This window comes from Micromonospora sp. NPDC048909 (assembly GCF_040649635.1).
GTDB lineage: Bacteria > Actinomycetota > Actinomycetes > Mycobacteriales > Micromonosporaceae > Micromonospora.
In genome coordinates this window covers 434,207-459,176 of record NZ_JBEZFU010000002.1, presented here as the reverse complement: position 1 = coordinate 459,176, position 24,970 = coordinate 434,207, and the positions used below count along the sequence as shown (strand labels likewise).

18 protein-coding genes are annotated in these 24,970 nt (G+C 74.0%); 7 read left to right on the top strand and 11 right to left on the bottom strand.

Annotated features, from left to right (window positions below):
• Window positions 1-4 precede the first annotated feature (4 nt).
• The 4 genes from AB0C04_RS08290 to mraZ all read right to left on the bottom strand — a co-directional run bounded on the left by AB0C04_RS08290 (window position 5) and on the right by mraZ (window position 4,576).
• The gene (locus AB0C04_RS08290) at window positions 5-2,224 is read right to left on the bottom strand and encodes a penicillin-binding protein 2 (protein WP_357050204.1); all 2,220 of its coding nucleotides are present in this window, start codon (window positions 2,222-2,224) and stop codon (window positions 5-7) included.
• A 3-nt stretch (window positions 2,225-2,227) separates the two neighbouring features.
• On the bottom strand, window positions 2,228-2,833 hold the full coding sequence (locus AB0C04_RS08285; protein ID WP_357050201.1) for a hypothetical protein: 606 nt from the start codon (window positions 2,831-2,833) through the stop codon (window positions 2,228-2,230).
• Window positions 2,830-3,939 (bottom strand): 16S rRNA (cytosine(1402)-N(4))-methyltransferase RsmH, encoded by a 1,110-nt coding sequence (rsmH, locus tag AB0C04_RS08280; protein ID WP_357050198.1) that lies wholly within the window; start codon window positions 3,937-3,939, stop codon window positions 2,830-2,832. Before rsmH ends, AB0C04_RS08285 begins: the two co-directional genes overlap by 4 nt.
• A 205-nt stretch (window positions 3,940-4,144) precedes the next feature.
• On the bottom strand, window positions 4,145-4,576 hold the full coding sequence (mraZ, locus tag AB0C04_RS08275) for a division/cell wall cluster transcriptional repressor MraZ (RefSeq protein WP_357050195.1): 432 nt from the start codon (window positions 4,574-4,576) through the stop codon (window positions 4,145-4,147).
• Between the two features lie 355 nt (window positions 4,577-4,931).
• Here mraZ and AB0C04_RS08270 point away from each other — a divergent pair, with 355 nt between their 5' ends.
• Genes AB0C04_RS08270 through AB0C04_RS08255 form a run of 4 tightly spaced genes read left to right on the top strand, consistent with a single transcriptional unit; the run spans window position 4,932 to window position 8,485 of the window.
• Window positions 4,932-6,179: a MurT ligase domain-containing protein gene (locus tag AB0C04_RS08270; protein ID WP_350872946.1), complete on the top strand. Its 1,248-nt coding sequence runs from the start codon at window positions 4,932-4,934 to the stop codon at window positions 6,177-6,179.
• The gene (locus tag AB0C04_RS08265; protein WP_357050192.1) at window positions 6,169-6,891 is read left to right on the top strand and encodes a glutamine amidotransferase; all 723 of its coding nucleotides are present in this window, start codon (window positions 6,169-6,171) and stop codon (window positions 6,889-6,891) included. The genes AB0C04_RS08270 and AB0C04_RS08265 overlap by 11 nt, the downstream gene beginning before the upstream one ends.
• Entirely contained in the window at window positions 6,888-7,577 is a 690-nt protein-coding gene (locus AB0C04_RS08260; protein WP_357050189.1) for a VTT domain-containing protein, read from the top strand. The genes AB0C04_RS08265 and AB0C04_RS08260 overlap by 4 nt, the downstream gene beginning before the upstream one ends.
• A complete protein-coding gene (locus tag AB0C04_RS08255) occupies window positions 7,574-8,485 on the top strand; it encodes a phosphotransferase (RefSeq protein ID WP_357050186.1) in 912 nt (303 codons plus the stop codon). Before AB0C04_RS08260 ends, AB0C04_RS08255 begins: the two co-directional genes overlap by 4 nt.
• Window positions 8,486-8,686: 201 nt before the next feature.
• Here AB0C04_RS08255 and leuS read toward each other — a convergent pair whose 3' ends face one another.
• The gene (leuS, locus tag AB0C04_RS08250) at window positions 8,687-11,551 is read right to left on the bottom strand and encodes a leucine--tRNA ligase (RefSeq protein WP_357050183.1); all 2,865 of its coding nucleotides are present in this window, start codon (window positions 11,549-11,551) and stop codon (window positions 8,687-8,689) included.
• Between the two features lie 517 nt (window positions 11,552-12,068).
• On the opposite strand from leuS, the gene AB0C04_RS08245 reads away from it, so the two are divergent.
• From AB0C04_RS08245 to AB0C04_RS08235, 3 genes are read left to right on the top strand one after another with little or no spacing between them, the layout of a single operon-like run.
• Window positions 12,069-13,121 (top strand): MoxR family ATPase, encoded by a 1,053-nt coding sequence (locus AB0C04_RS08245; protein ID WP_350872387.1) that lies wholly within the window; start codon window positions 12,069-12,071, stop codon window positions 13,119-13,121.
• Window position 13,122: 1 nt separating this feature from the next.
• Complete coding sequence (locus tag AB0C04_RS08240) at window positions 13,123-14,421, top strand: DUF58 domain-containing protein (protein WP_357050179.1); 1,299 nt, start codon at window positions 13,123-13,125, stop codon at window positions 14,419-14,421.
• A 16-nt stretch (window positions 14,422-14,437) separates the two neighbouring features.
• Window positions 14,438-16,912: a transglutaminaseTgpA domain-containing protein gene (locus AB0C04_RS08235; RefSeq protein ID WP_357050176.1), complete on the top strand. Its 2,475-nt coding sequence runs from the start codon at window positions 14,438-14,440 to the stop codon at window positions 16,910-16,912.
• Window positions 16,913-17,458: 546 nt separating this feature from the next.
• Here the strand turns inward: AB0C04_RS08235 and AB0C04_RS08230 are convergent.
• From AB0C04_RS08230 to AB0C04_RS08205, 6 genes are all read right to left on the bottom strand, one after another.
• Window positions 17,459-17,854, bottom strand: coding sequence for a DUF3040 domain-containing protein (locus AB0C04_RS08230; RefSeq protein ID WP_091596662.1), 396 nt, complete (start codon window positions 17,852-17,854; stop codon window positions 17,459-17,461).
• Between the two features lie 115 nt (window positions 17,855-17,969).
• The gene (locus AB0C04_RS08225; RefSeq protein WP_357050172.1) at window positions 17,970-19,229 is read right to left on the bottom strand and encodes a DNA polymerase IV; all 1,260 of its coding nucleotides are present in this window, start codon (window positions 19,227-19,229) and stop codon (window positions 17,970-17,972) included.
• 103 nt (window positions 19,230-19,332) lie between these two features.
• Complete coding sequence (locus tag AB0C04_RS08220; RefSeq protein WP_357050169.1) at window positions 19,333-20,502, bottom strand: nucleotide pyrophosphatase/phosphodiesterase family protein; 1,170 nt, start codon at window positions 20,500-20,502, stop codon at window positions 19,333-19,335.
• Window positions 20,499-21,266 (bottom strand): methyltransferase domain-containing protein, encoded by a 768-nt coding sequence (locus AB0C04_RS08215; protein WP_357050166.1) that lies wholly within the window; start codon window positions 21,264-21,266, stop codon window positions 20,499-20,501. The genes AB0C04_RS08220 and AB0C04_RS08215 overlap by 4 nt, the downstream gene beginning before the upstream one ends.
• A 35-nt stretch (window positions 21,267-21,301) precedes the next feature.
• Window positions 21,302-21,481, bottom strand: coding sequence for a hypothetical protein (locus tag AB0C04_RS08210; protein WP_350872375.1), 180 nt, complete (start codon window positions 21,479-21,481; stop codon window positions 21,302-21,304).
• 94 nt (window positions 21,482-21,575) lie between these two features.
• Window positions 21,576-24,950, bottom strand: a complete 3,375-nt coding sequence (locus AB0C04_RS08205; protein ID WP_357050163.1) for an error-prone DNA polymerase — start codon at window positions 24,948-24,950, stop codon at window positions 21,576-21,578.
• Window positions 24,951-24,970 lie beyond the last annotated feature (20 nt).

The following is a 24,970-nucleotide window of genomic DNA, read 5'->3' as shown; positions in this document are numbered from 1 at the left end:
CTGCTCAGCGCGGATAGACCACGAACTTGGGCGCTTTGCCCGTGGTCGACGGGGGCACCTTGTTGTGACGCAGGGTGAACTGCATCATCTCCTTGAACGCCGGAGTGGCGACCGCGCTCCCCCCGCCGTCCGGGGCGTACGCGAAGACCGCGATCACGTAGCGCGGCTTCTCGGCCGGGGCCATGCCGATGAACGAGGAGACCTCGCCGGGCTGCTTCTGCCCGTTGACCAGCCGCCAGCCGGTGCCAGTCTTCCCGGCGACCCGGAAGCCCGGGATCGCGGCCTGCTCGCCGGTGGCCCCGTCGACGGTGGTGACCGCCTCCAGCATGGTGCGCAGCGCGGCGGAGTTCTGCGGGCTCAGCACGGAACGGGTGACCGGGGCCTTGCCCGGCGCGTGCTTGCCGTCCGGCCCGATCACCTCCTTGATCAGGTGCGGCTGGACGTACGTCCCGTCGTTGGCGATGGCGGCGTACGCGGCGGCCATCTGCAACGGGGTGGCGTCCACGCTGTGCCCGATCGGCACCGACCCGTACGACGAACCGCTCCACTCGTCGGCGGGCAGCAGCCGGCCGCTGGCCTCGCCGGGCATCCCCTCGCCGGTGGGTTGCCCGAGCCCGAACCGGCGCTGGTAGTCGATCAGGCGGTCCCGGCCCAGCCGGTCGGCGATGGTGATGGTGCCGACGTTGGAGGAGTAGGCGAGCATCCCGGGCAGACTCATCCGCCGGCCGTTGGCCGGGTGGGTGTCCGAGAACCAGGTGTCGCCCTTCTTGATGCTGTTCGCCAGCGGCAGCGTGGTGTCCGGGGTGATCACCCCTTCCTGCAGGGCCGCGCCGAAGGTGATCGCCTTGTGCACCGAGCCCGGGTCGACGACGAAGCTGGTGGCCACGTCCTCCCGGGAGACCGGGTCGCTCGGCACCGGTTTCGCCGCGTTGTAGGTGGGGTGGCTCGCCTGGGCCAGCACCTCACCGCTGCCGACCTCCATCACGACGGCCGCGGCGGTGCCGTTCTTGACCTGCGCCATGTGCCGGCTGAGGATCACCTGCACCATGTACTGCAGGTCCCGGTCGGTGGTCAGCCGCAGTGAGCTGCCGGGCTTCGGCTGGGTGGTCCGGCTGTAGCCGCCGGGGATCGGGGCGGCCAGGTCGCCGAGGCCGGCCTCGTAGACCCGCTTGCCGTCCTCGCCGCGGAGCAGCTCGTCGTAGCGGGCCTCCAGCCCTTCCAGCCCGTTCAGGTCCTGGCTGGTGAAGCCGATCAGGTTGGCGGCCAGGTCGTCGCCGGGCACCTCCCGGCGCTCGTCGCGGTGCACGCCGATGCCGGGCAGCTCCAGCGCCAGCACCTGCTTGGCGGTCGGGATCTCCACCCCCCGGGCCAGGTACTCGAACCGGGACGGGTTGCCGTTCTCCAGCTTGCGCTGGCGCATCAGCTCGGTCAGCTTGGACGCCGAGATGCCCAGCAGCGGCGAGAGCGCCTTCGCGGTGGCCGGGGCGTCCTTGATCATTGTCGGGTCGGCGAAGACGTACCGGGCCTCGACGCTGTGCGCCAGTGGGGCCCCGGTGCGGTCGTAGATCGCCCCGCGTGGCGCCGGCAGGTCGACCGTCCGGGTCCGGTCGGCCACCCCGCCGCCGGCGTAGGCCGGGGTGTCCACCGCCTGGAGGAAGACCAGCCGGATGCCGATGACGGCGAAGAGCGCCAGGGTGAGCGCGGTGCCCAGCCGCAGCCTCAGCCGCGGGTCGGCCAGCTTCGGCGGCCGGGGCGGCTTGCGCGACGGCCGCCGGGCGGCCGGTCGGTCCGACCGGCGCGGGGCGCGCGGAGCGCTGGTCCGTCGCCGCGGCGCGGGCGGCTCGTCCGAGGGGGTACGCGGGTTGCGCGGCTGCACGGTGCGGACCACGCCGGAGCGGCCGGCGGCCGGCGCCGCCCGACGGGCGGCCCGGGCGGCCCCGGCGCGACCGCCGTCGAGCACCTGCAAGGCCGGGCGGAACGGGTCACCGGAGCGGGTGCTGCGTGGGGTACGCCGCTGCTCGGCGCCCCCGCTGCCGCCCCGGGCCTGCCCACCGCCCTCCTCGCGGATGGTGCGTCCGCGCGGGGTGTACGCGCGGGCGCCGGAGATCCCCCCGACGCCCTGCTCGCCGGCGCGCGGCTCGGCGCCCCGGCCCCCGGTGTCCCGCGACGAGCCGCGCCGGGATCCCGTGGGGTTCCGGCGCGGCTCTTCCGACCTCGGCGGCACGGATCAGCCTCCCGCGCCCTGCTGGCTGGTCACCGACGGCTGGCCGGCGGCCGGCTGCGGCACGCCGATGGTCCGGCCGTCCGGCAGCCGGACGTAGCCCGGCTCGCCCGACTCGACCAGGCCGAGCTTGCGCGCGGCGGCGACCAGGTTGCCCGGCGCCTCGAAGTCGGCGATCTGCTTGTTCAGCTGCTCCTGCTCCACGTCCAGCTTGGCCTGCTGCTGCTGGAGCTTCTCGATCCGGATCGCATTCTCGTTGATCTTGGTGTTGACCAGCAGGACGCCGAGCACCCCACCGACCACGAGCACCACGATCAGCGCCGCGAACGGCGCCCGCGGGACCGACACCGGCGGCGGCGGCGCCACCCGCAGCCGCGGTGGGCGGGCGCCGGCGACGGCGCTGCGCTCCTGCGGCCGCAGTGCGGCGTTGCCCTGGGTCGGAAACTCGCGCGCCCCCCGCGCACGGTTCTCCCCCTGCCGGCTCTTTCGGTCCGTGCGTGCCGTACCGTTCCCGACGCGGGTGGCCCGCTCCGCCGCGGTCCGGCCCCCCGACCGCGGTGCGCGCTGCCCGACGCCGGTGATGTCCCGACGCTCGCGCCCGTCAACGTTCATGTCCCCTCCCCCTCTTCGTCCGTCCCACTGCCGTCCCCCGACGCCCGCGGTCGATCCCCCACGGATCGCGCGGTCGCCGTTCCCGGTTGGTGCATCGCCTTCACCCGCCGGCGGTACCGTTCGCGGTCGGTCCGCCCCTGCTGCTCCGCATCCGGGTCGATCCGTTCCGCGGCCCGCAACCGCACCGAGGCGGCCCGCGGGTTCGCGGCGACCTCCCGCTCCCCGGGCAGCTCCGCGCCCCGGCTGAGCAGCCGGAACGTCGGACCTGTGCCGGGCAGCTCGACCGGGAGGTCGACCGGGCCCTTGCTGCGGACCCGGTCGGCGAGCGCCGCCTTGGTGAGCCGGTCCTCCAGCGAGTGGTAGGACAGGACCACCATGCGGCCGCCCACGTTGAGCGTGTCGAGCGCGGCTGGCAGTGCTGTCTCCAGCACTGCCAGCTCCTTGTTTACCTCGATCCGCAGAGCCTGAAACGTTCTCTTTGCCGGGTGTCCACCGGTTCGTCGGGCTGGTGCCGGAATGGACTCCCTGACCAGCTCGGCGAGCCGGGCCGACGAGGTGATCGGAGTCCGCTCGCGCTCGCGGATGATCGCCGAGGCGATCCGCCCGGCGAACTTCTCCTCGCCGTAGACCCGCAGCACCCGGGCCAGCTCCGGGTGACCGTAGGTGTTGACCACCTCCTCGGCGGTCACCCCACGGGTCTGGTCCATCCGCATGTCCAGCGGGGCGTCCTGCGCGTAGGCGAACCCGCGATCGGGCGCGTCCAGTTGCAGCGACGAGACCCCCAGGTCGAACAGGATCCCGTCGATCCCCGGATAGCCCAGCCGGTGCAGCACCTCGGGCAGCTCGTCGTAGACCGCGTGCTCCAGGTGGATCCGGTCGGCGAACCGGGCCAGCCGGACACGCGCATGGGCGAGCGCCTCGGTGTCACGGTCCAGCCCGATCAGCACCGTCTGCGGATGCGCCTCGAGCACCGCCTCGGCGTGCCCACCCAGGCCCAGCGTCGCGTCGACGTGGACCGTCCGCCCACCTCGCCCCAGCGCGGGGGCCAGCAGCTCGAGACACCGCTCGAGCAGCACCGGCACGTGCGTGCCGCGTAGCTCCCCCATGTCGACCCCCACCGCTGGTTAACCGTTCTTCCGATTCGCGCTCCGTACCGGACGGCCCTTGCCGCCGTACCGCCAGATCCCCATCCGCTCCCGCCCGTCGCGGGGCCGAGGCCCCCCGAGAGATCGTGCGCCTGGCACCGGGGAAGGGATGCCAGGAACTCGAAAGCGGCTGGAGATCTCGCAGTACGCCGGGCGCCGTGCCGCCCTACAGACCGCCGGGCAGCACCCCCTCCTCGATGTCGGCGAACTCGTCTTCGCTCTCCGCGAGGTAGGTCTCCCAGGCGACCCTGTCCCAGATCTCCACCCGGGTGCTCGCGCCGATCACGACCAGGTCGCGGTCGAGCGCGGCGTAGTCCCGCAGGTGTGCCGGGATGGTCACCCGGCCCTGCTTGTCGGGCACCTCGTCGTGGGCGCTGGCGAAGAAGACCCGGCTGTAGGCCCGGGCCGCCTTGTGCGTCATCGGCTGGGCGCGCAACTGCTCCGCGATCCGCTGGAACTCAGGCGTCGGAAAGACGTAGAGGCAGCGCTCCTGCCCTTTGGTGATCACGACACCCCCCGCCAGCTCATCCCGGAACTTCGCCGGAAGGATCAACCGGCCTTTGTCGTCCAGGCGTGGGGTGTGGGTGCCGAGAAACACGGCCCAACCCCCTCGCCCTTGAGCGGCGTTCGCGGCGCCGCTGACCCCCCGGGCCGGTGCGACCCTCCCGGCCTCACCATTGGGCCCCACTCTACTCCACTTCCCTCCACCTGCAACCAGATTCGCCCGCGTGGCGCGCCCGGCCCGGGACCAAAACCGCACGTCACGGGGGGTGGGGCGGAGTGGAGGGCCGCAGCGCCCCCCGGGCGACGTCCGCTTTCCGACATAGATCGACTCCGGCCGGCCGAGCCGGAATCGGCCGGGCGAGCCCACCCCCCGGCCGAACGGTTCGCCCTCGGCGGCGATCTGGTGGAGCGGGTGGTCCGGTAACCTCGCTCGGGTGACGGACGCGAAGATGCCCCTGCGGGCGAAGGTGGCCAGCTCCGTGTCCCGGACCGCTGCGGCGTTGTCGCGGGCGGCGGGCCGGGGCGACGGCTCGGTGATCGGTGGTTGGATCGGCCTCAAGATCGACCCGGACCTGCTCGCGCACCTCTCTGCCGGCCGCGCCATCGCGCTCGTCTCCGGCACCAACGGCAAGACGACCACCACCCGGCTCTCCGCCGCCGCGGTCGGCGTCCTCGGCCGGGTCGCCACCAACTCGTTCGGCGCCAACATGCCCACCGGCCACACCTCCGCGCTGGCCAAGGCCGGCAGCACCCCGTACGCGGTGCTGGAGGTGGACGAGCACTACCTCGCCCAGGTGCTGGAGGCCACCGAGCCGCACGTGGTGGCGCTGCTCAACCTCTCCCGCGACCAGCTCGACCGGGCCAAGGAGGTCGCCATGATGGCGCAGCTCTGGCGCGCCGCGCTGGTCCGGCACCCGGACGTGCGGGTGGTGGCCAACGCCGACGACCCGATGGTGGTCTGGGCGGCCTCGCCCCCGGCCAACCACGACCACCGGATCACCCCGCCGCACGTGACCTGGTTCAGCGCCGGCCAGCGCTGGCACGACGACTCGTGGGTCTGCCCCGAGTGCGGCTCCACCATCCAACGCTCGGGTGACCAGTGGTGGTGCACCGGCTGCCCGCTGCGCCGCCCCGAACCGCAGTGGACGGTGGAGGACGACGGCGTGCTGGACCCGACGGGCGCCTGGCACAAGGTCGCCCTCCAGCTGCCCGGCAAGGTCAACCTCGGCAACGCGGCGACCGCGCTCGCGCTGGCGGCCGAGTTCGGGGTCCGGCCGGTCGACGCGGTCTCCCGGCTGGGCAGCGTCACCTCGGTCGCCGGGCGCTACGCGCAGGTGGACCGGGACGGGCGCAACATCCGGCTGCTGCTGGCCAAGAATCCGGCGAGCTGGCTGGAGGCGTTCGACATGGCCGACCTGGCGCCGACCCTGCTGTCGATCAACGCGCGGGACCCGGACGGCCTCGACACGTCATGGCTCTTCGACGTCGACTTCGCCCCGCTCCGCGGCCGGCAGGTGCTGATCACCGGCGACCGGGCGTACGACCTGGCGGTCCGGCTCGACGTCAACGACGTGCCGTTCCAGCACGTACGGACCTTCGACGAGGCGATCCGCGCGGTGCCCCCGGGGCGCCTGGAGGTCATCGCCAACTACACCGCGTTCCAGGACATCCGAGCGGAGTTGGACCGTGTCAACTGAGAGCCTGCGCATCGTCTGGATCTACCCCGACCTGCTCTCCACCTACGGCGACCGGGGCAACGCGCTGATCCTGGCCCGGCGGGCCCGCCAGCGCGGCATGCCGGTCGAGGTGCTGGAGGTGCGCTCCGACCAGCGGCTGCCCGCCACCGCGGACATCTACCTGCTCGGCGGCGGCGAGGACGGCCCGCAGGCGCTCGGCGCGCAGCGGCTGATCGCCGACGGCGGGCTGCACCGGGCGGTCGCCCAGGGCTCGGTGGTGTTCGGCGTCTGCGCCGGCTACCAGCTCCTCGGCACCTCCTTCTTCGCCAAGGGCACCAGGTGCCAGGGGCTGGAGCTGCTCGACATCAGCTCCGACCGGGGCGACACCCGGGCCGTCGGCGAGCTGGCCGGCGACATCGACCCGCGGCTGGGGGTGCCGCCGCTGAGCGGCTTCGAGAACCACGGCGGGCGCACCCACCTCGGGCCGAGCGTCTCCCCGCTGGCCCGGATCACCGCCGGCATCGGCAACGACGGGGCCACCGAGGGCGCCTGGCGCGGCAAGCTGCTCGGCACCTACTCGCACGGCCCGGCGCTGGCCCGCAACCCGGCCCTGGCCGACCTGCTGCTGCGTTGGGCCACCGGCGTGCACCAGCTCCCGCCGGTGGACGACACCTGGTCCGACCGGCTCCGGTCCGAGCGCCGCGCCGCGGTGGCCGCCGCCGCCCGGGCATGACCCCCGCCGTCCGGCGGCTGCTCCGGCAGCCGCCGGTCGTCCGGTTCGCCCTGCTGCTGCTCCTGCTGGCGGCCTGCGGCGTACTGCTGCTGGTCGTGCCCCGGCCGGCCCCGTCCGAGCTGCCCCGGCTGGCCGACCGGCTCGGAGAACTCGCCCCGGTCGCGGCGGTCTTCGGCGGCGCGCTGCTGCTGGTGGCTCTCGTACCGCGTACCTTCATCACGCTCGCCTCGGGCGCGATCTTCGGGCCGCTGGAGGGCGCCGCGTACGCCCTGGGCGCGGCGCTGGTGGCGGCGGCGGTCGGTTTCGCGGTCGGTCGCCTGCTCGGCCGGGAGTTCGTCGCGGAGCGGGTCCGCGGCCGGCTGGCCCGGCTGGACGGCTGGTTCGCCCGGCAGAGCGTGCTCGGGGTGATCACCGTCCGGCTGGTGCCGATCGCCGGCTTCGGGCTGGTCAGCTACGGCTACGGCACCACTGGCGCGCGGGTGTTGCCATTCCTGGCCGGCAGCGTGATCGCCTCCGCCCCGACCGCGTTCGGCTACGCGGCGGTCGGCGCCGCAGTTTCCTCGCCCGGCGAGGTGAACTGGTACGCCGCCGCCCCCGCCGGACTGGGGTTGATTGCCAGCGTGGTGCTGATCCGGCGCTGGTGGCGCGCCGAGCGGCAACGCCGGACCGCCGGGCTGACGACATGAAGCAGGAGTCGGAACCGGGCCGCCGGGCCGACGACGTCGAGCATTCGCCCGAACCCGGCCGGCTGACCGACGACATCGAACACGCGCCGCAACCCCGCCGCCGGGCGGACGACATCGAGCACGCGCCTGAATCCGGCCGCCGGCTGGGCGGGGCGGCGGCGAGCGGCACCGAGGAGCGGCTGCCCGGTGGCTTCATCACCGAGGTGGTCCGGGTCGGGGACACCGTCCGGCGTACCCCGCCGGCCAACGCCGATTTCGTGGCCGACCTGCTGGTCCACCTGGAGCGGGCCGGCGCCGACCTCGCACCCCGCTGTCTGGGCGTCGACGAGCGCGGCCGGCAGGTGCTCAGCCACCTGGCCGGTCGGGTGCCCTGGCGGGACCGGGAGGACCCGGCCTACTTCGCCGATCCGGCCCTGGTCGAACTGGCTCGGCTGATCCGTCGGTTGCACGACGCGTGCGCCGGCAGCGCGCTGGCCGGCGACGCCGAGACGGTCTGCCATCGCGACCTGTCGCCCAAGAACACGGTCTACCGGGACTCCCCGGACGGGCTGCTGCCCGTCGCCTTCCTCGACTGGGACCTGGCCCGCCCGGGCCGGCGGATCGAGGACGTGGCGTTCGCCTGCTGGCACTGGGCCGAGCTGGGGCCGGGCGCGGACCCGGCGGAGCTGGGTCGCCGGTGCCGGCTGATCTGCGACGCCTACGAGGGGTCCGACGCGGGCGCGGGGCTCCTCCCCCGCGCGGAGCTGGTCGACGTGATGCTGGCCCAGTTGGACAGCACCTGGCGCGGCATCGACGCGGACGCCGACCGTGGCCTGCCGGGGATGCGCCGGCTCCGGGCGGCGGGCGTCGTCGAGCTCATCCACGGCTGGCACGACTGGCTACGCACCCACCGCCCCACCATGCCCTGACCCACCTTTCTGCCCCCACCCCGCGCCCGCGCCCGGCCCGGCCCGGCCCCGCCCCGCCCCGCCCCCGGCGATCATGCAGTTGTGGTGGGGTACAAAGCCCTCGTGCCGGAATGATCCGGGCACCACAACTGCATGATCGACGCGCGGGGCGGGGCGGGGCGTGGGCGGTTGAATGGGTGGGGTTGGAGCGGGGTGGGTGGGTCAGGCGACGATGGAGACCATCCGGCCGGGGATGACGATGACCTTGCGGGGCTCCTTGCCGGCCAGGGAGGCGGCGACGGCGTCCAGGGCGGCCGTGCGGACGGTGTCCTCACCGGCGCCGGCGGGGACCTCGATCCGGCCACGGACCTTGCCGTTGATCTGCACCGGATAGGTCACCGAGTCGGCGACCAGCAGCGCCGGGTCGGCCACCGGGAAGTCCGCGTAGGTCAACGAGGTGTCGTGCCCCATCCGCCGCCACAGCTCCTCGGCCACGTGCGGGGCGAACGGCGCCAGCATCAGCACCAGCGGCTCGGCCACCTCACGCGGGGTGGCCGGCAACCGGGTCAGCCCGTTGGTCAGCTCGATCAGCTTGGCGATCGCGGTGTTGAACCGGATCCCCTCCATGTCGCCCCGAACCCCGTCGATCACCTTGTGCAGCAGCCGCCGGGTCGCCTCGTCGGCCGGGTCCTCGGTGATCCGCAGCGCGCCGGTCTGCTCGTCGACGACGGCCCGCCAGACCCGCTGCAGGAACCGGTAGGAGCCGACCACCGCCCGGGTCTCCCACGGGCGGGACACCTCCAGCGGGCCCATCGACATCTCGTAGACCCGGAAGGTGTCCGCTCCGTACGCCGCGCACATGTCGTCGGGGGTCACCACGTTCTTCAGTGACTTGCCCATCTTGCCGTACTCGCGGTTGACCACGGCGTCACCCAGGTAGTAGCCGCCGTCGCGCTCGATGACCTCCTCGGCCTGCACGTAGCTGCCCCGGTCGTCGGTGTACGCGTACGCCTGGATCATGCCCTGGTTGAACAGCTTGCGGAACGGCTCGAACGACGACACGTGCCCCAGGTCGAACAGCACCTTGTGCCAGAACCGGGCGTACAGCAGGTGCAGCACGGCGTGCTCGGCGCCGCCGACGTACAGGTCGGTGCCGCCGCAGTCGCCCTCGCCGCGCGGGCCCATCCAGTAGCGCTCGTTCTCCGCGTCGACGAACCGGTCGGCGTTGGTCGGGTCCAGGTAGCGCAGCTCGTACCAGCAGGAGCCGGCCCACTGCGGCATCACGTTCGTCTCCCGGGTGTACCGCTTCGGGCCGTCACCCAGGTCCAGCTCCACCTCGACCCAGTCCCGACGGCGGGACAGCGGGGTCTCGGGGTTGGAGTTCGCGTCCTCCGGGTCGAACGTCTTCGGCGAGAAGTCGTCGACCTCGGGCAGCTCGACCGGCAGCATCGACTCGGGCAGCGCGATCGCGGCGCCGGTCTCGTCGTAGACGATCGGGAACGGCTCGCCCCAGTAGCGCTGGCGGGAGAACAGCCAGTCGCGCAGCCGGTAGGTGACCGCGCCGCGGCCGTGCCCGTTCGCCTCCAGCCACTCGATGATCCGGGCCTTGGCGTCGGCGACCCCCAGGCCGTTCAGGTCCAGGCCGCGATCGGGCGCGGCGCTGTTGATCGCCGGCCCGTCGCCGGTGTACGCCTTGCCGGCGAAGCCCTCGGCCGGCTGCACCGTGCGCACGATGGGCAGGTCGAAGACCTCGGCGAAGGCCCAGTCCCGCTCGTCCTGGGCGGGCACCGCCATGATCGCGCCGGTGCCGTAGCCGGCCAGCACGTAGTCCGCGATGAAGATCGGGATCTGCCCGCCGGTGACCGGGTTGGTGGCGTACGCCCCGACGAAGACGCCGGTCTTCTCCTTCGTGTCGGCCTGCCGCTCGACGTCGGTCTTGGCCGCCGCCGCCTTGCGGTACGCCTCGATGGCCGCCCGGGGGCTGGCGTGCCCGCCGGTCCAGGCGTCCTTCGTCCCGGCCGGCCAGGCCGCCGGCGCCAGCGCGTCGACCAGCTCGTGCTCGGGCGCCAGCACCATGTAGGTGGCCCCGAAGACGGTGTCCGGCCGGGTGGTGAACACCTCGATGCGGGCTGCGCTCGCGGAGTCGGCATCACCGGTCGAGACCGGGAAGGAGATGTGCGCGCCCGTGGAGCGGCCGATCCAGTTGCGCTGCATCAGCTTGATGGCTTCCGGCCAGTCCAACGTGTCCAGGTCGTCCAGCAGCCGGTCGCCGTACGCGGTGATCCGCATCATCCACTGCTTCAGGTTGCGCTTGAAGACCGGGAAGTTGCCCCGCTCCGAGCGGCCGTCGGCGGTGACCTCCTCGTTGGCCAGCACGGTGCCCAGGCCCGGACACCAGTTCACCGGCGCCTGCGAGACGTACGCCAGCCGGTGGTCGTCGACGATCGCCCGCCGCTCGGCCACGGTCAGCTCCGCCCAGGCGCGCCCGTCCGGGGTCGGCCGGTTGCCGCCCTCGAACTCGGCGATCAGCTCGGCGATCGGCCGGGCCCGTCCCGCGTCCCGGTCGTACCAGGAGTTGAAGATCTGCAGGAAGATCCACTGGGTCCAGCGGTAGAAGTCGGTGTCGATGGTCGCCACCGAACGGCGCTCGTCGTGCGCCAGGCCCAGCCGGCGCAGCTGCGCCTTGTAGCGCTCGATGTTCTGCTCGGTGGTGGTCCTGGGGTGGGTGCCGGTCTGCACCGCGTACTGCTCGGCCGGCAGGCCGAACGCGTCGAAGCCCATCGCGTGCAACACGTTGCGGCCGGCCATCCGCTGGTAGCGGGCGAAGCAGTCGGTGCCGATGTAGCCCAGTGGGTGCCCGACGTGCAGGCCCGCCCCCGACGGGTAGGGGAACATGTCCAGCACGTAGAGCTTCTCCGCACCGGCCCGGGGATGGCCGGGGTCGGCCAGCGGCCCGGTCGGGTTGGGGGCGTGGAAGGTTCCCTCCCGCTCCCAGATGTCCTGCCAACGATTCTCGATCTCGTCGGCCAGGGCCGCGGTGTACCGGAACGGGGGAATGTCGCCCGCCGGTGCGGCTGCCTCACTCATCGTGTCTCCTCGCGTCACTCGGCGCGGTCGTCTCGTGTCTGCTGGCTGCTCGCCGCCCGGCGCCGGCCGGCTGGCGACGGGCACAAAAAAGCCCCTCACGCAGGAGGGGCCGCCGTGCTGTCGCGCGCGTTCAGCGCATCAGCACGGCTCGGTAAGAAGCAGGAAGACTCCGACCATGACGGCAGTGTACCCCCCGGCCGGGAGCCGACGGGGGCCCGCTACCACGAGTCGGGACGGGGCAGCCGGGTCAGCCGGCCGTGGCTGGCCAGGGGTCGGGCTCCTTGCCCTTTCGCCGTCCGGCCCGCGTCGCCCCGTCAGGGCCGGCGATGTCCCCCGGGACGGCGAATATTCGGGGCGTAACCGGCGGTCTGCCTGCGGGGGTCGGCGATCACGACAAACATGGTTAGCCTGAGAGGCCCATGAGATTTCTGCGGCAGACGAGGCTCGACGTCGCGAACCCCACGGCGGGTCCAGCTGCTCTTTACAGAGCTGCCGTTCGGCGACGAGGAGGAGGCCCGTGACACAACAGACCTGGGACGAGGTGGGTGGACTGCTTCCCCACGACGAGTTCCGCGCCGCCAGCGAAGCCATCGTGGCCAACATCGAGCAGGTCATCGAGGGCAAGACCGCCACCGTGCGCCTCGCCCTGGCCGTCCTGCTCGCCGAGGGTCACCTCCTCATCGAGGACGTCCCCGGCGTCGGCAAGACCAAGCTGGCCAAGGCCCTGGCGCGGTCCATCGACTGCTCCGTACGCCGGATCCAGTTCACCCCCGACCTGCTGCCCAGCGATGTGACCGGGGTGAGCGTCTACAACCAGGAGACGCACGACTTCGAGTTCCGCCCCGGCGCGGTCTTCGCCAACCTGGTCGTCGGTGACGAGATCAACCGGGCCTCGCCGAAGACCCAGTCCGCGTTGCTGGAGTGCATGGAGGAGCGGCAGGTCACCGTCGACGGCGTGACCTACCAGCTGCAGACCCCGTTCATGGTGATCGCCACCCAGAACCCGATCGAGATGGAGGGGACCTACCCGCTGCCCGAGGCGCAGCGCGACCGGTTCACCGCCCGGATCGCGATGGGCTACCCGGACGCCGGCGCCGAGCTGGCCATGCTCGACGGGCACGGCGCGACCGACCCCCTCAACGAGCTGCGGCCGGTCTCCGACGCGGCGATCGTCCGGCAGCTGATCGCCACGGTCCGCCAGGTGCACGTCGCCGACGCGGTCAAGCAGTACGCGGTCGACCTGGTCACCGCCACCCGGGAGGCTCCCGACCTGCGCCTCGGCGCGTCTCCCCGGGCCACCCTGCAGTTGTTGCGCACCGCCCGTGCGGTGGCCGCGCTGGAGGGGCGCGACTACGTCCTGCCCGACGACCTCCAGGCCCTCGCCGTGCCGGTGCTGGCGCACCGGATCATCCCGACCGCCGACGCGCAGCTGGCCCGGCGCACCACCGACGCGATCGTCTCCGAGCTGGTGCACCGACTCCCCCTGCCGCACGACCGCAAGCGCTCCCCTTACGACACCCGGCCCACCCAGGGCAACGGCCGCGGGCCGTACGAGCCGCGGAGGCCGTGACGTGCGCGAAGCGCTCCGCGGGCTGACCACCCGCGGCCGCTCCTTCCTCGCCGCCGCGGTCGCCGCGGCCATCTCCGCCGCGATCCTCGGCGAGAAGGATCTGCTCCGGGTCGCCGTGCTGCTCGCCGTGCTGCCGCTGCTCGCCGCGGCGTACGTCGGTCGTAGCCGCTACAAGCTGGCCTGCAACCGGTCGCTGGATCCGCACCGGGTGCCGGTCGGTGCCAGCTCCCGGGTGGTGCTGCGGCTGCAGAACATGTCCCGACTGCCCACCGGCACCCTGCTGCTGGAGGACCGGCTGCCCTACGCGCTGGGCAGCCGGCCCCGGGTGGTGCTGGAGCGCCTCGGCGCGCACCAGGCCAGCTCGGTGGCCTACACCGTGCGCGCCGACGTGCGTGGCCGCTACGAGGTGGGCCCGCTGGTGGTCCGGTTGACCGACCCGTTCGGTCTCTGCGAGCTCACCCGGGCCTTCCCCAGCACCGACCACCTGACGGTGATCCCGCAGGTCACGCCGCTGCCCTCGGTCCGCCTCCCCGGCGAGTACGCCGGCAGCGGCGACAGCCGGGCCCGCTCGGTGGCGGTGCACGGCGAGGACGACGCGGCGACCCGGGAGTACCGGATGGGCGACGACCTGCGCCGGGTGCACTGGAAGTCCACCGCGCGCACCGGCGAGCTGATGGTGCGCCGCGAGGAGCAGCCCTGGGAGAGCCGGGCGACCGTGCTGCTGGACACCCGCGCGTACGGCCACCGCGGCGACGGCCCGACGGCCAGCTTCGAGTGGGCGGTCTCCAGCGCCGCGAGCGTCGCCGTGCACCTGCGCCAGGCCGGCTACAAGCTGCGCCTGGTCACCGGCTCGGGGGCGGACGTGGACGCCTCCGAGGCGGCCGGCGACGGGCTGCTCCTCGACCAGCTCGCCGAGGTCCGCCTCGATCAGCGGGCCGAGCTCGCCGAGCTGGTGCAGCGGGTCCGCCAGCGCTCCGACGGCGGCCTGATCATCGGCGTCTTCGGCTCGGTGAGCACGGCCGAGGCCGAGCTGCTGGCCGGCCTGCGGGCCAACGGCGCGACCTGCGTGGGCTTCCTGCTGGACAGCTCCACCTGGATCAACCTGCCGGAGAAGGCCCGCGCCGAGGCCGAGCACGCCCACGCGGCCGCCGCGCTGGCGCTGCTGCAGAGCGGGTGGCGGGTGATCGGCGTCGACCACGGCAGCCGACTGCCGGCGATCTGGCCACAGGCCGGCCGGGGCTCGCAGGGTTTCGCGCTGCGCGCCGCGCTGGCCGAGACGGTCGCCGGGGGCGTGCGATGAGCGAAGGGACGTGGTGATGGTCGGCCAACGCAACCTCGGCCTGGTGGCCGCCGCGGCGACGCTGCTCGCCGCGGCGCCGCTGTCCGCGATCTTCGAGCGCTGGACCTGGCTGATCCAGTCGGCCCTCGCGGTCGCCGTGGTCGCCGGGGTGGCCGCGCTGGCCCGGGCGCTGCGCGCCCCGCTCTGGGGGCAGGTGCTGGCCATGCTGGCCGGGCTGACCCTCGCGCTGACCTGGCTCTTCCCGGGCGGCACCGAGCTGCTCGCGTTCCTGCCCACGCCCGAGACCTTCAGCCACTTCCGGGCGCTGATCGGCGGCTCGGTGCAGGACATGCGCTCCTACGGCGTGGAGGTGCCGGACACCGACCCGCTGCTCTTCATCACGGTGCTCGGCGTCGGCTCGGTGGCCGTCGTGGTCGACGTGCTCGCAGTCGGGCTGCGTCGCCCGGCGCTCGCCGGCCTGCCGATGCTCGCCATCTACTCGGTGCCGGTCGCGGTCTACGTCAACAGCGTCCCCGCGGTGCCGTTCGTGATCGGCGCCGCCGGCTACCTGTGGCTGCTGGTCGCCGACAACGTCGACCGGGTCCGCCGGTTCGGCCGCCGGTTCACCGGCGACGGGCGCGACGTGGACGTCTGGGAGGCCTCTCCGCTGGCCGCCGCCGGCCGCCGGCTGGCCGCGGTCGGCGTCGCGGTGGCGGTGCTGCTGCCCCTGGCCGTGCCGGGGATGACCGGCGGCCTGCTCGACAGCCTCAGCAACTCCGGCAACGGCAACGGCACCGGACGGGCCGGCCAGGGCGGCACGCCCGGGCGGATCGACCTGTTCGCCACGCTGCGCGGTCAGCTCAACCAGTCCGAGGTGGCCGACCTGGTCAAGGTCACCACCAGCGAGCCGGACCCGTTCTACCTGCGCTTCGGCGTGGCCGACGAGCTGCGACCGGAGGGCTTCCAGGTCCGCAACCCCACCGGTCGGCCGATCAACCGCGACCTGCCCGACCCCTCCGAGCGGGCAACCGGGGGCGTGCAGCGGAACCGCTACCAGGCGACCGTCGAGGTCACCAAGAACCTGGCCATGCCGCTGATGCCGGTCTACGCCGAGCCGGTGCAGGTGGAGGACCTGAACGGCAACTGGCTCTACGACCCGAACCTGCAGATCGTCTTCTCCAACCGGGAGAACTCACGCAGCAAGAAGTACACCTTCGACTACGTCCGGTCGACGTACACCCCGGCGGCACTGCGGGCCGCCACGCCGCTGGCAACCGACCACCCGGTGCGGCGACAGCAGACCGCCACCCCGATCGTGCCCGAGGTGGAGGAGCTGGTGAAGCAGCTCATCCAGGGCAAGAGCACCGACTACGACCGGGTCCGCGCGATCTACGACTACTTCTCCTCGGACAACGGCTTCTCCTACCGGCTGAGCACCGAGGAGGGCAGCAGCGGGCAGGACATCGTCGACTTCCTCACCAACAAGGTCGGCTTCTGCCAGCAGTACGCGGCCGCGATGGCCTGGCTGGTCCGGGCGGCCGGCATCCCGGCGCGGGTCGCGTTCGGCTTCACCAACGGCAGCAACCGCACCGGCGACACCTACACGCTGACCAACCGCAACCTGCACGCCTGGACCGAGGTCTACTTCAACGGGATGGGCTGGGTGCCGTTCGACGCCACCCCGGCGTACGGCGTCACCGGCTCCACCCGGTCGGCCTGGGCGCCGGACACCGACGCCCCCGAGCCGACCACGCCGGAGGCTGGCACGCCGACCACCCCGGAGGACACCGCGGCCTCCGCCGGCCCCACCGGCCCGGACGCGGCCGACCAGGACACCGACTCCGGGCTCGCGGTCGGCGGCGGCACGCCGACCGAGCAGGCGCCGGTCTGGCCGTGGTGGACCGCCGGGGCGCTCGTCGTCCTGCTGCTGCTCGCCGTGCCGGCACTGCGCCGGATGGCGCTGCGCCGACGGCGCGGCCGCCCCACGCCGGCGGTCGTCACGGCCAGCGCGCCGGAGGTCGGCGCGGCCGCCGCCACCGGCCCCCGGATGGTGGTGCTCGGGGCCGACGCGGACCGGGCCCGGGCCGACGCGCACGCGGCCTGGGACGAGCTGCTCGACACGCTGGTGGACTTCCGCGTCCGGGTCGACCGGACCGAGACCCCCCGGGCGACCGCCGACCGGCTGGCCGGCGACACGCTCACCGAGCACCCCGACGCCGCCGGCGCGGTACGGCTGCTCGGCCGGGCGGAGGAGCGCGCCCGCTACGCCCGGGACCCGCTGACCGGCGAGGCGCTGACGCCGGCGCTGCGCGCGGTCCGCGGCGCGCTCGCCGAGACCGCCGACCGGCGGACCCGGCTGCTCGCCGCGGTGCTGCCGCCGTCGGTGCTGCTGCGCTGGCGGATCGCCGTGGCGGACGCCTCGGCCCGCCTGGTGTCGGCGAACGGCCGGGCCCGCTACCGGCTGCTGCGGTGGAACCCCCGCCGCCTGCTCGCCGACCGGGCGGCCCGCTGACCCGGCCGTCAGTTCCACCGGGCCCGTCACCGCGACACGCGGTGACGGGCCCGAACACTTTCCGGCCCGGCCCGGCGTGCGGTGCGCCGAGTGCGGCGCAGCGCGCGGAGTGCGGCGTGCAGCATGCGGGTGCGGCATGCGGCGTGCGGGGGTGGGTGCGCATGCGGCATGCGGCGCGGGCGGGTGGGCGGTGGCCGCTGGTCCGAGCGAGATCCACTCATCAGCGTCGGCGAACGCCAGCCCGAGCACTCGGGGCCGAGGCCGAACACGCGGAGCGGACGCCGAACAGCGCGACCGCGGGCCCGACTACCAGAACCTGGGCTCGAAGACGCGATCGCGAGCCTGAAAACGGACGCAGGTCAGGGCCGGGGCGAGACCACGGGCTCGAGGACGCCGGCGCGCCGGGCCGGGGCGGGCGCTTGGAGGCCTACTCGGCAGGGTGCCAGCCGGATCGGGGCGCGCGAAAGCCACAGGGGTCGCCGGATGCTCCGGCGACCCGCTCGTCGCGCCCGCCTCGACCGCGCCCGGGTCAGCGGCGGGCCGGGCTCAGCGGTGCCCCTCCGGGCGCTGCCGCCAGCGGTCCTCCATCCGGTCCAGAATCGAGGACCGTCGACCGGAACGACCGCGGGACCGGCGACGACTCGTCGTGCCGCCCACCACGTGCAGGTCTGGTGACTGCGCCCGACGGTGCGACTGCACCGCGAACGCGGCCGAGGCCAGCATGACGACGAAACCCGCCACAGCGAGCGGCGGAGTCTTGATCACCGCGCCATAGACCAGCAGGGCCAGGCCAGCGATGATGACGCCGGCAGCGACGAGCAGGCGACGCCGCGCATGGAAGCGCGGATCGCTGGCGCGCACGGCCGAGGCGAATTTGGGGTCCTCGGCAAGCGACCGCTCGATCTGCTCGAACAGCCGCTGCTCGTGCTCCGAGAGCGGCACGGCACTCCTCCCCGGTCACGTTGGTCGGCCCGTTCGGACCGACAGACCGTGGCAGCCAACCGGCTGCTTACCCGCAAGTCTACGAGGGGGGTCGCGCGTCGGAAAGCGGGACGACCTATGGCCGGGGTGGATTTTCATTCCGATGCTGATCACGGTTGCCGAGCAGACTGGCCGGACCTATGACGGACCGCCCGAAACGGGCAGCCGCGGCGTCCGCGGCAGCTTCCGCCTCCCGCCAGCCGCGCTCGGGTGCGCCGAGGGCGAGCTGACGCGGCGTCTCCTGCGCCGCGGCGAGCCCTTCCATGCGTACGCCGACCAGCCGGACCCGCTCACCGGGGTCGAGCGCCGTGTAGAGCGCCCAGACCGTGTCGAACATCTCGCGGGCCGTGTCGGTGGGCACCGCGAGGGTGCGGGACCGGCTGACCGTGCGGAAGTCGGCCAGCCGCACCTTGAGCGACACCGTCCGGCCGACCTGCCCGGCCCGGCGCAGCCGCGCGCCGACCTTGTCGGCGAGCCCGAGCAGCACGCGCCGGATCTCCAGCGGGTCGGCCACGTCGACGTCGAAGGTGACCTCGGCGCCGATCGACTTCTCCACGTGCTCCGGGCTCACCCCGCGCGGGTCGCGCCCCTGGGCCAGCTCGTGCAGGTGGTTGGCGGACGCCTCACCGAGCGCCTTGCGCAGCATCCCGTACGGCGCCTCGGCGAGATCGCCGATGGTGGCCAGTCCGAGCCGGCGCAGAGTCTGCGCGGAGCGCTCCCCCACCCCCCAGAGCGCGTCCACCGGCAGCGGGTGGAGGAAGTCGAGCACCTGCGACGTGGGCACGACGAGCAGGCCGTCCGGCTTGGCCCGGGTCGAGCCGAGTTTGGCCACGAACTTGCTCGGCGCCACCCCGACCGAGCAGGTCAGCCCCTGCTCGTCGGCGACCCGGGCGCGGATCTGGCGGGCGATCGCGGACGGCGGACCGAAGAGCCGGCGGGCGCCGGTCACGTCGAGGAACGCCTCGTCGAGGGAGAGCGGCTCGACCAGCGGCGTGACGTCCCGGAAGATCTGCATCACCGCCCGGGAGGCCGCGGTGTAGGCGGGGAAATCCGGCGGGAGGTAGACCGCGTGCGGGCAGAGCGACCGGGCCCGCATCATCGGCATCGCGCTGCGTACGCCGTAGCGCCGGGCCTCGTAGCTGGCCGAGCTGACCACGCCGCGCGGCCCGAGGCCGCCGACCACCACCGGCCGGCCCCGCAGCTCGGGCCGGTGGCGCACCTCGACCGAGGCGTAGAAGGCGTCCATGTCGACGTGCAGGATCGGGCTGCCGGAATCGTCGGCGTCTGGCCCGAAGCGCGGATCACCGCCTCGGGGCAACGACTGACTGCGGCCCATTGCGGCAGGTTAGCCCGGGGGTACGACGCGAGCGGCGAGACGGTCCGGTCGACCTCGCCGACCGGACGCGGGCTGGCCCGCATCCGGCGGGTGCCCGGGTCGGTCAGCCTCGGACGACCAGCAGCGGGATGGTCATCTCGGCGGCGGTGTCCGACCCGTGGTAGGCCACCAGCCGCGACGCCGTCGGGTGCTCCGACCGGCTGGCCAGCACCGCGTACGTGTCGTTGCAGACCACCACGACGTCGCCGATGCGGGCCAGGTGCTCCTCTCCGACCGGCCCGAACCATCCGGTGGCGACCGCCTCGTCCCGGGTACGGACCCGGGCCGCGGCGCCGAGCACCGCCGACCAGGCGGCCACCACGTCGTCGACCGCGCCCGGGGCGACGTGCAGGTAGCGCACCCGGGGTTCACCGGCGACGACCCGCACCCCGGCCCGCAGCCGGGGGTCGGTGTCCAGGTCGAACCGGTGCGTGGCCGGCACGTCGAGCTGGCCGTGGTCGGCGGTGACCAGCAGCGCGGCGTCCGGTGGCAGACCGTCGACCAGCCGGGCGAGCAGGGCGTCCACCTCCGCCGCGGCGACCCGCCAGGGTGCCGAGTCGACGCCGGTGAGGTGGCCGTGCCGGTCCAGGTCGGGGTGGTAGCCGGAGACCAGGGTGGGGCCGTTCCCGGCGGTCAGCGCGGCCAGCATCGTCTCGGCGAGCGCGTCCACGCCGGCCGCGCCCCGGAAGTCGCCGCCCCGGTTGGCGGCCACCGTCAACCCGCTGCCGCCGAACTCCGGGCGGGTCACCGCGGTCACCGCCACCCCGGCGGCGCGGGCCCGTTCCAGTTGGGTCGGCACCGGCTGCCAACTCCGCGGGTCCGGGTCGGCGGTCCACTCGATGTGGCTGAGCACCCGGTCGGTGCCGGGCACCCGGACGGTGAAACCGAGCACGCCGTGCGCGCCGGGCGCGACGCCGGTGCCAAGGGTCACCAGGCTGGTCGGGGTGGTGGACGGGAAGCCGGAGGTGAGCGGCCGGCCGACCGTCGCGGCCAGCCCGGCCAGCGTCGGGGCGTGCGGGGCGGCGGTGGGGATCTGGTACCAGCCGAGCCCGTCGACGAGCAGCACGGCGACCCGGCGTACCCCGGCCAGCGGCTCGGTCAGCCCGAGCGGGTCGGGAGCGCCCGGCACCCCGAGCACGGCGAGCGCGCTGGGCAGCACGTCGGCCAGGCTGCCGTCGCCGTACCGGGGGGCGACGACCGCCAGCGGATCAGTCGGCACGGACGGCCCGGTCATGCCGGGCGGCGGGCGAACAGGTGCAGTTGGGCGGCGAGGTCCCGGTACGGCGGCCGGCCGGCGAGCGCCCGCTCCAGCTCGACCAGCGCGCCCTGCTGCCCGTCGGCGACCGCGGCGGGCAGCAGGTCGGCGAGGACGCGTACGCCGTGGATCTCCTCGACCACCAGCCCGGCGGCGGTGAGCAGCGCGGCGGCGCCGTCGGCGTCGTAGCGCCGCCGCAAGGTGTCCCGGGGGCCGGCGCTCCCGGCCGGACCGGTGGCCACGGTGGCCGCGACCTCGAGGTGGCCGTTCATCGCCCGACCGAGCACGGCGGCGGCCCGACCGGCGACCAGCACGCTCGCCGCGCCGCCGGGCCGCAGCGCGGTGGTCAACGCGGCCACCACCGGCGCCGGGTCGTCGACCACCTCCAGCACGGCGTGGCAGAGCACCAGGTCGGCGGCGGCCGGCTCGACCAGACCGGCGAGGGCGTCGCCGTCGCCCTGCACGGCCCGCACCCGGTCGGCCACCCCGGCCTCGGTGGCCCGTCGGGTCAGCGCGGCGAGCGCGTCCGGGCTGGCGTCGACCACGGTGACCCGGTGCCCGGCCTGGGCGAGCGGGACGGCGAAGCCGCCGGTGCCGCCACCCACGTCGAGGACGGTCAGCTCGGCCGCACCCCGCCGGTCCAGCTCGGCGCGCAGCACCGACCAGATCACGGCGGTACGGGGGGTCAGCGGCGGCCCGGCGAACCGGCCTGGGGTCTGCTCCACCCGGTCGAGCCTAGTCATCCGGTCCAGGCCCGCTCAGGACGCGTCCGACCGCGTCAGGACTCGGCGGTGGCGTCGCCGTCCTCCGGGGCGCGGGACCGCAGTGCGTTGGCCACCGGACCGTCGGTGACCTCGTATTCACGCTGCTCGGCGTGGTGGGCCGGGGTCCAACCGGCGCTCAGCCGGGTCCGCCGGGAGTTGGCCACTGCGCCGCTGTGCACGTCATTGCCTGTCATCGGTACACCCCTTGTGCCGCGCGGGCCGCACTGCCCGCGCGACCACAAGTGTCCCGCTCCGCTGGGCGGAAAACCGTAATGTGGATCACTGCCGTCAGCGGAAGTCGCGGGAGGCCGGAGTGACCGGCGGCTCGATCGCGTCCAGCCGGTCGGCGACCAGGTTGACCACCCCCTCGTGCCGCTCCAGCCGACCGCGGACCACCAGCCCGGTGCTGGTCCGGGCCACCCGCCGGTAGCGCTGCCACAGCCCCGGCGAGCAGGTCACGTTGAGCATGCCGGTCTCGTCCTCGAGGTTGAGGAAGGTGACCCCGCCGGCGGTCGCCGGGCGCTGCCGGTGGGTCACGATGCCGCCGACCCGGATGCGCTGGCCCGGCTCCACCCGGCCGAGCCGGGCGATCGGCACCGCCCCCACCAGGTCGAGCTGGGGGCGGATGAACCGGGCCGGATGGCTCTCCGGCGACAGCCCGGTGGCCCACACGTCGGCGACCAGCCGGTCGACCGCCTCCATGCCGGGCAGGGTCGGCGGGGCCGCGCCGGTCACCGTGCCGGGCAGCCGGCCCGGCCGGTCCTGGGCCGCCGCGCCGGCCGCCCAGAGCGCCTGCCGCCGGGTCAGCCCGAAACAGGCGAAGGCGTCCGCGGTGGCCAGCGCCTCCAGCTGCCCGGCGGTGAGACCGACCCGCCGGGCCAGGTCCGGCATGTCGCGGTACGGCCCGCGCGCGCTCCGCTCGACCTCGATCCGCTCGGCCAGCTCGTCGCCGAGGGTACGCACGCTGGACAGTCCGAGCCGGACCGCCGGACCGCCCAACCCCCAGGCGTGCGGCGGTTCCCCCGGCTCGCTGCCCCACCGGGTGTCCGGGGTGGATTCCAGCACCGCCTTGGCGCCGCTGGCGTTGATGTCCGGTCGGCGCACCTGCACCCCGTGCCGGCGGGCGTCGTCGACCAGGGTCTGCGGCGAGTAGAAGCCCATCGGCTGGGCGTTGAGCAACGCGGCCAGGAACGGCCCCGGGTGGTAGCGCTTGAGCCAGGAGCTGGCGTAGACCAGGTAGGCGAAGCTCATCGCGTGGCTCTCCGGGAAGCCGTAGCTGGCGAACGCGGTGAGCTTGCGGTAGACGTCGTCGGCCAGCTCGCCGGTGATGCCCCGCTCGGCCATGCCGGCGTAGAGCCGGTCGGCGATCTGCGCCATCCGCTCGACCGAGCGCTTGGCGCCCATCGCCCGGCGCAGCTGGTCGGCCCCGGCCGCGTCGAAGCCGGCCAGGTCGATGGCGAGCTGCATCAGCTGCTCCTGGAAGAGCGGCACGCCGAGGGTCTTCTCCAGCGCGTTGCGCATCAGCGGGTGCGCGAACGTCACCGGCTCCTGGCCGTTCTTGCGCCGGATGTACGGGTGCACCGAGCCGCCCTGGATCGGGCCGGGCCGGATCAGCGCCACCTCGACCACCAGGTCGTAGAACTCGCGGGGCTTGAGCCGGGGCAGGGTGGCCATCTGAGCACGACTCTCCACCTGGAACACCCCGACCGAGTCGGCCCGGCAGAGCATGTCGTAGACCTCCGGGTCGTCCAGCGTCATGTCGCCGAGGTCGAGGGTCGTCCCGATCATGTCGTAGCCGTAGTGCAGCGCGGAGAGCATGCCGAGGCCGAGCAGGTCGAACTTGACCAGGCCGACGGCGGCGCAGTCGTCCTTGTCCCACTGGAGCACGCTGCGGCCGGGCATCCGCCCCCACTCGACCGGGCAGACCTCGATCACCGGCCGGTCGCAGATCACCATCCCACCGGAGTGGATGCCCAGGTGCCGGGGGAACGTCTGCAGCTCGTTGGCGTACTCCACCACCTGCTCGGGGATGTCCTCGACGTCGACCGTGGCGACCGAGCCCCACCGGTCGATCTGCTTGCTCCAGGCGTCCTGCTGCCCGGGCGAGAAGCCGAACGCCTTGGCGACGTCCCGCACCGCGGAGCGGGGCCGGTAGGAGATGACGTTGGCCACCTGGGCGGCGTGTTCCCGGCCGTAGCGGGTGTAGACGTGCTGGATCACCTCCTCCCGGCGGTCGGACTCGATGTCCACGTCGATGTCCGGCGGGCCGTCGCGTTCCGGGGCGAGGAACCGCTCGAAGAGCAGCCGGTGCCGGACCGCGTCGACGTTGGTGATCCGCAGCGCGTAGCAGACCGCCGAGTTCGCCGCCGAGCCCCGGCCCTGGCAGTAGATGTCCTGCTCCCGGCAGAACGCCACGATGTCGTAGACCACCAGGAAGTAGCCGGGGAAGCCCAGCTCCTCGATCATGCCCAGTTCGTGGTCGAGCTGCGCGTACGCCGTCGGGTGCGCCTCCCGGGGGCCGTAGCGCTCCCGCGCCCCCTGCTCGGTCAGGTCGCGCAGCCAGCTCATCTCGGTGTGCCCCGGCGGCACCGGGTAGGCGGGCAGCTGTGGCGCGACCAGTTGCAGGTCGAAGGCGAGTTCGGCGCCGAACTCGGCGGCCCGGGCCACCGCGCCCGGGTACGCGGCGAACCGGGCCGCCATCTCGGCGCCGCTGCGCAGGTGGGCGGTGGAGGCCGCGGGTAGCCAACCGTCGATCTCGTCCAGGCTGCGTCGGGCCCGGACGGCGGCCACCGTGGTGGCCAGCCGACGACGCCCCGGGGTCGCGTAGTGCACGTTGTTGCTGGCCACCGTGGGCAGGCCGGCGGCGGCGGCCAGCTCGGCGAGCGCGTCGTTGCGGTCCGCGTCGACCGGGTGACCGTGGTCGGTGAGTTCCACCGCGACGGTCTCCGCGCCGAAGAGCGCGGTCAGCCGGTCCAGCTCGCGGGCCGCCGCGTCGACCCCTTCGGTGAGCAGCGCCGCCGGCACGTGCCCCTTGCGGCAACCGGTGAGCACCAGGACGTGGTCGCGCAGCTCGGCGGCGACCTCCTCCAGCTCGCCGTAGATCGGGCGGCCCTTCTCCCCGCCGCGCAGCTGGGCCCGGGCGATGGTGCTGGCCAGCCGGGCGTACCCCTCGTGGCCGTGCGCGAGCACCAGCAGGTGCGCGCCGAGCGGGTCCGGTTCGCCGTTCTGCGGGCCGGGCAGGCCGAGGGAGAGTTCGGCGCCGAAGATGGTCGGCAGCTGCAACGCCCGGGCCGCCTCGGCGAAGCGCACCACGCCGTAGAAGCCGTCGTGGTCGGTGACGGCGAGCGCGGTGAGCCCCAGCCGGGCCGCCTCCTCGGCCAGCTCCTCCGGGTGGCTGGCCCCGTCGAGGAAGCTGAAGTTGGTGTGCGCGTGCAGCTCCGCGTAGGGGACCGCGCCCTCGGGGCGGGCCACCGCCGGCGGTTCGTACTGCTCCCGCCGGCGGCTCCAGGCCGGGCTGTCCCCGCCGTCGGCGTCAACCGCGAGCGGGTCGACCACATGCAGGTGCCGTTGCGCGCGGGACCGGCCGGACGCGCCGCCGGGCGGCCGGCCGGAGAGCACCCCCTCCAGCTCGGACCAGGGCATCTTCGGGTTGTGGAAACTCATCCGCCCGCTCCGGCCCGGCC

What these genes read in the sequence shown, in the direction of transcription:
- AB0C04_RS08235 (WP_357050176.1), top strand. Translation starts at nt 14,438, where the DNA reads ATGGTCGGCCAACGCAACCTCGGCCTGGTGGCCGCCGCGGCGACGCTG.
- rsmH (WP_357050198.1), bottom strand. Translation starts at nt 3,939, where the DNA reads ATGGGGGAGCTACGCGGCACGCACGTGCCGGTGCTGCTCGAGCGGTGT.
- AB0C04_RS08215 (WP_357050166.1), bottom strand. Translation starts at nt 21,266, where the DNA reads ATGACTAGGCTCGACCGGGTGGAGCAGACCCCAGGCCGGTTCGCCGGG.
- AB0C04_RS08210 (WP_350872375.1), bottom strand. Translation starts at nt 21,481, where the DNA reads ATGACAGGCAATGACGTGCACAGCGGCGCAGTGGCCAACTCCCGGCGG.
- leuS (WP_357050183.1), bottom strand. Translation starts at nt 11,551, where the DNA reads ATGAGTGAGGCAGCCGCACCGGCGGGCGACATTCCCCCGTTCCGGTAC.
- AB0C04_RS08255 (WP_357050186.1), top strand. Translation starts at nt 7,574, where the DNA reads ATGAAGCAGGAGTCGGAACCGGGCCGCCGGGCCGACGACGTCGAGCAT.
- AB0C04_RS08220 (WP_357050169.1), bottom strand. Translation starts at nt 20,502, where the DNA reads ATGACCGGGCCGTCCGTGCCGACTGATCCGCTGGCGGTCGTCGCCCCC.
- AB0C04_RS08270 (WP_350872946.1), top strand. Translation starts at nt 4,932, where the DNA reads ATGCCCCTGCGGGCGAAGGTGGCCAGCTCCGTGTCCCGGACCGCTGCG.
- AB0C04_RS08225 (WP_357050172.1), bottom strand. Translation starts at nt 19,229, where the DNA reads ATGGGCCGCAGTCAGTCGTTGCCCCGAGGCGGTGATCCGCGCTTCGGG.
- AB0C04_RS08205 (WP_357050163.1), bottom strand. Translation starts at nt 24,950, where the DNA reads ATGAGTTTCCACAACCCGAAGATGCCCTGGTCCGAGCTGGAGGGGGTG.
- AB0C04_RS08285 (WP_357050201.1), bottom strand. Translation starts at nt 2,833, where the DNA reads ATGAACGTTGACGGGCGCGAGCGTCGGGACATCACCGGCGTCGGGCAG.
- AB0C04_RS08260 (WP_357050189.1), top strand. Translation starts at nt 6,888, where the DNA reads ATGACCCCCGCCGTCCGGCGGCTGCTCCGGCAGCCGCCGGTCGTCCGG.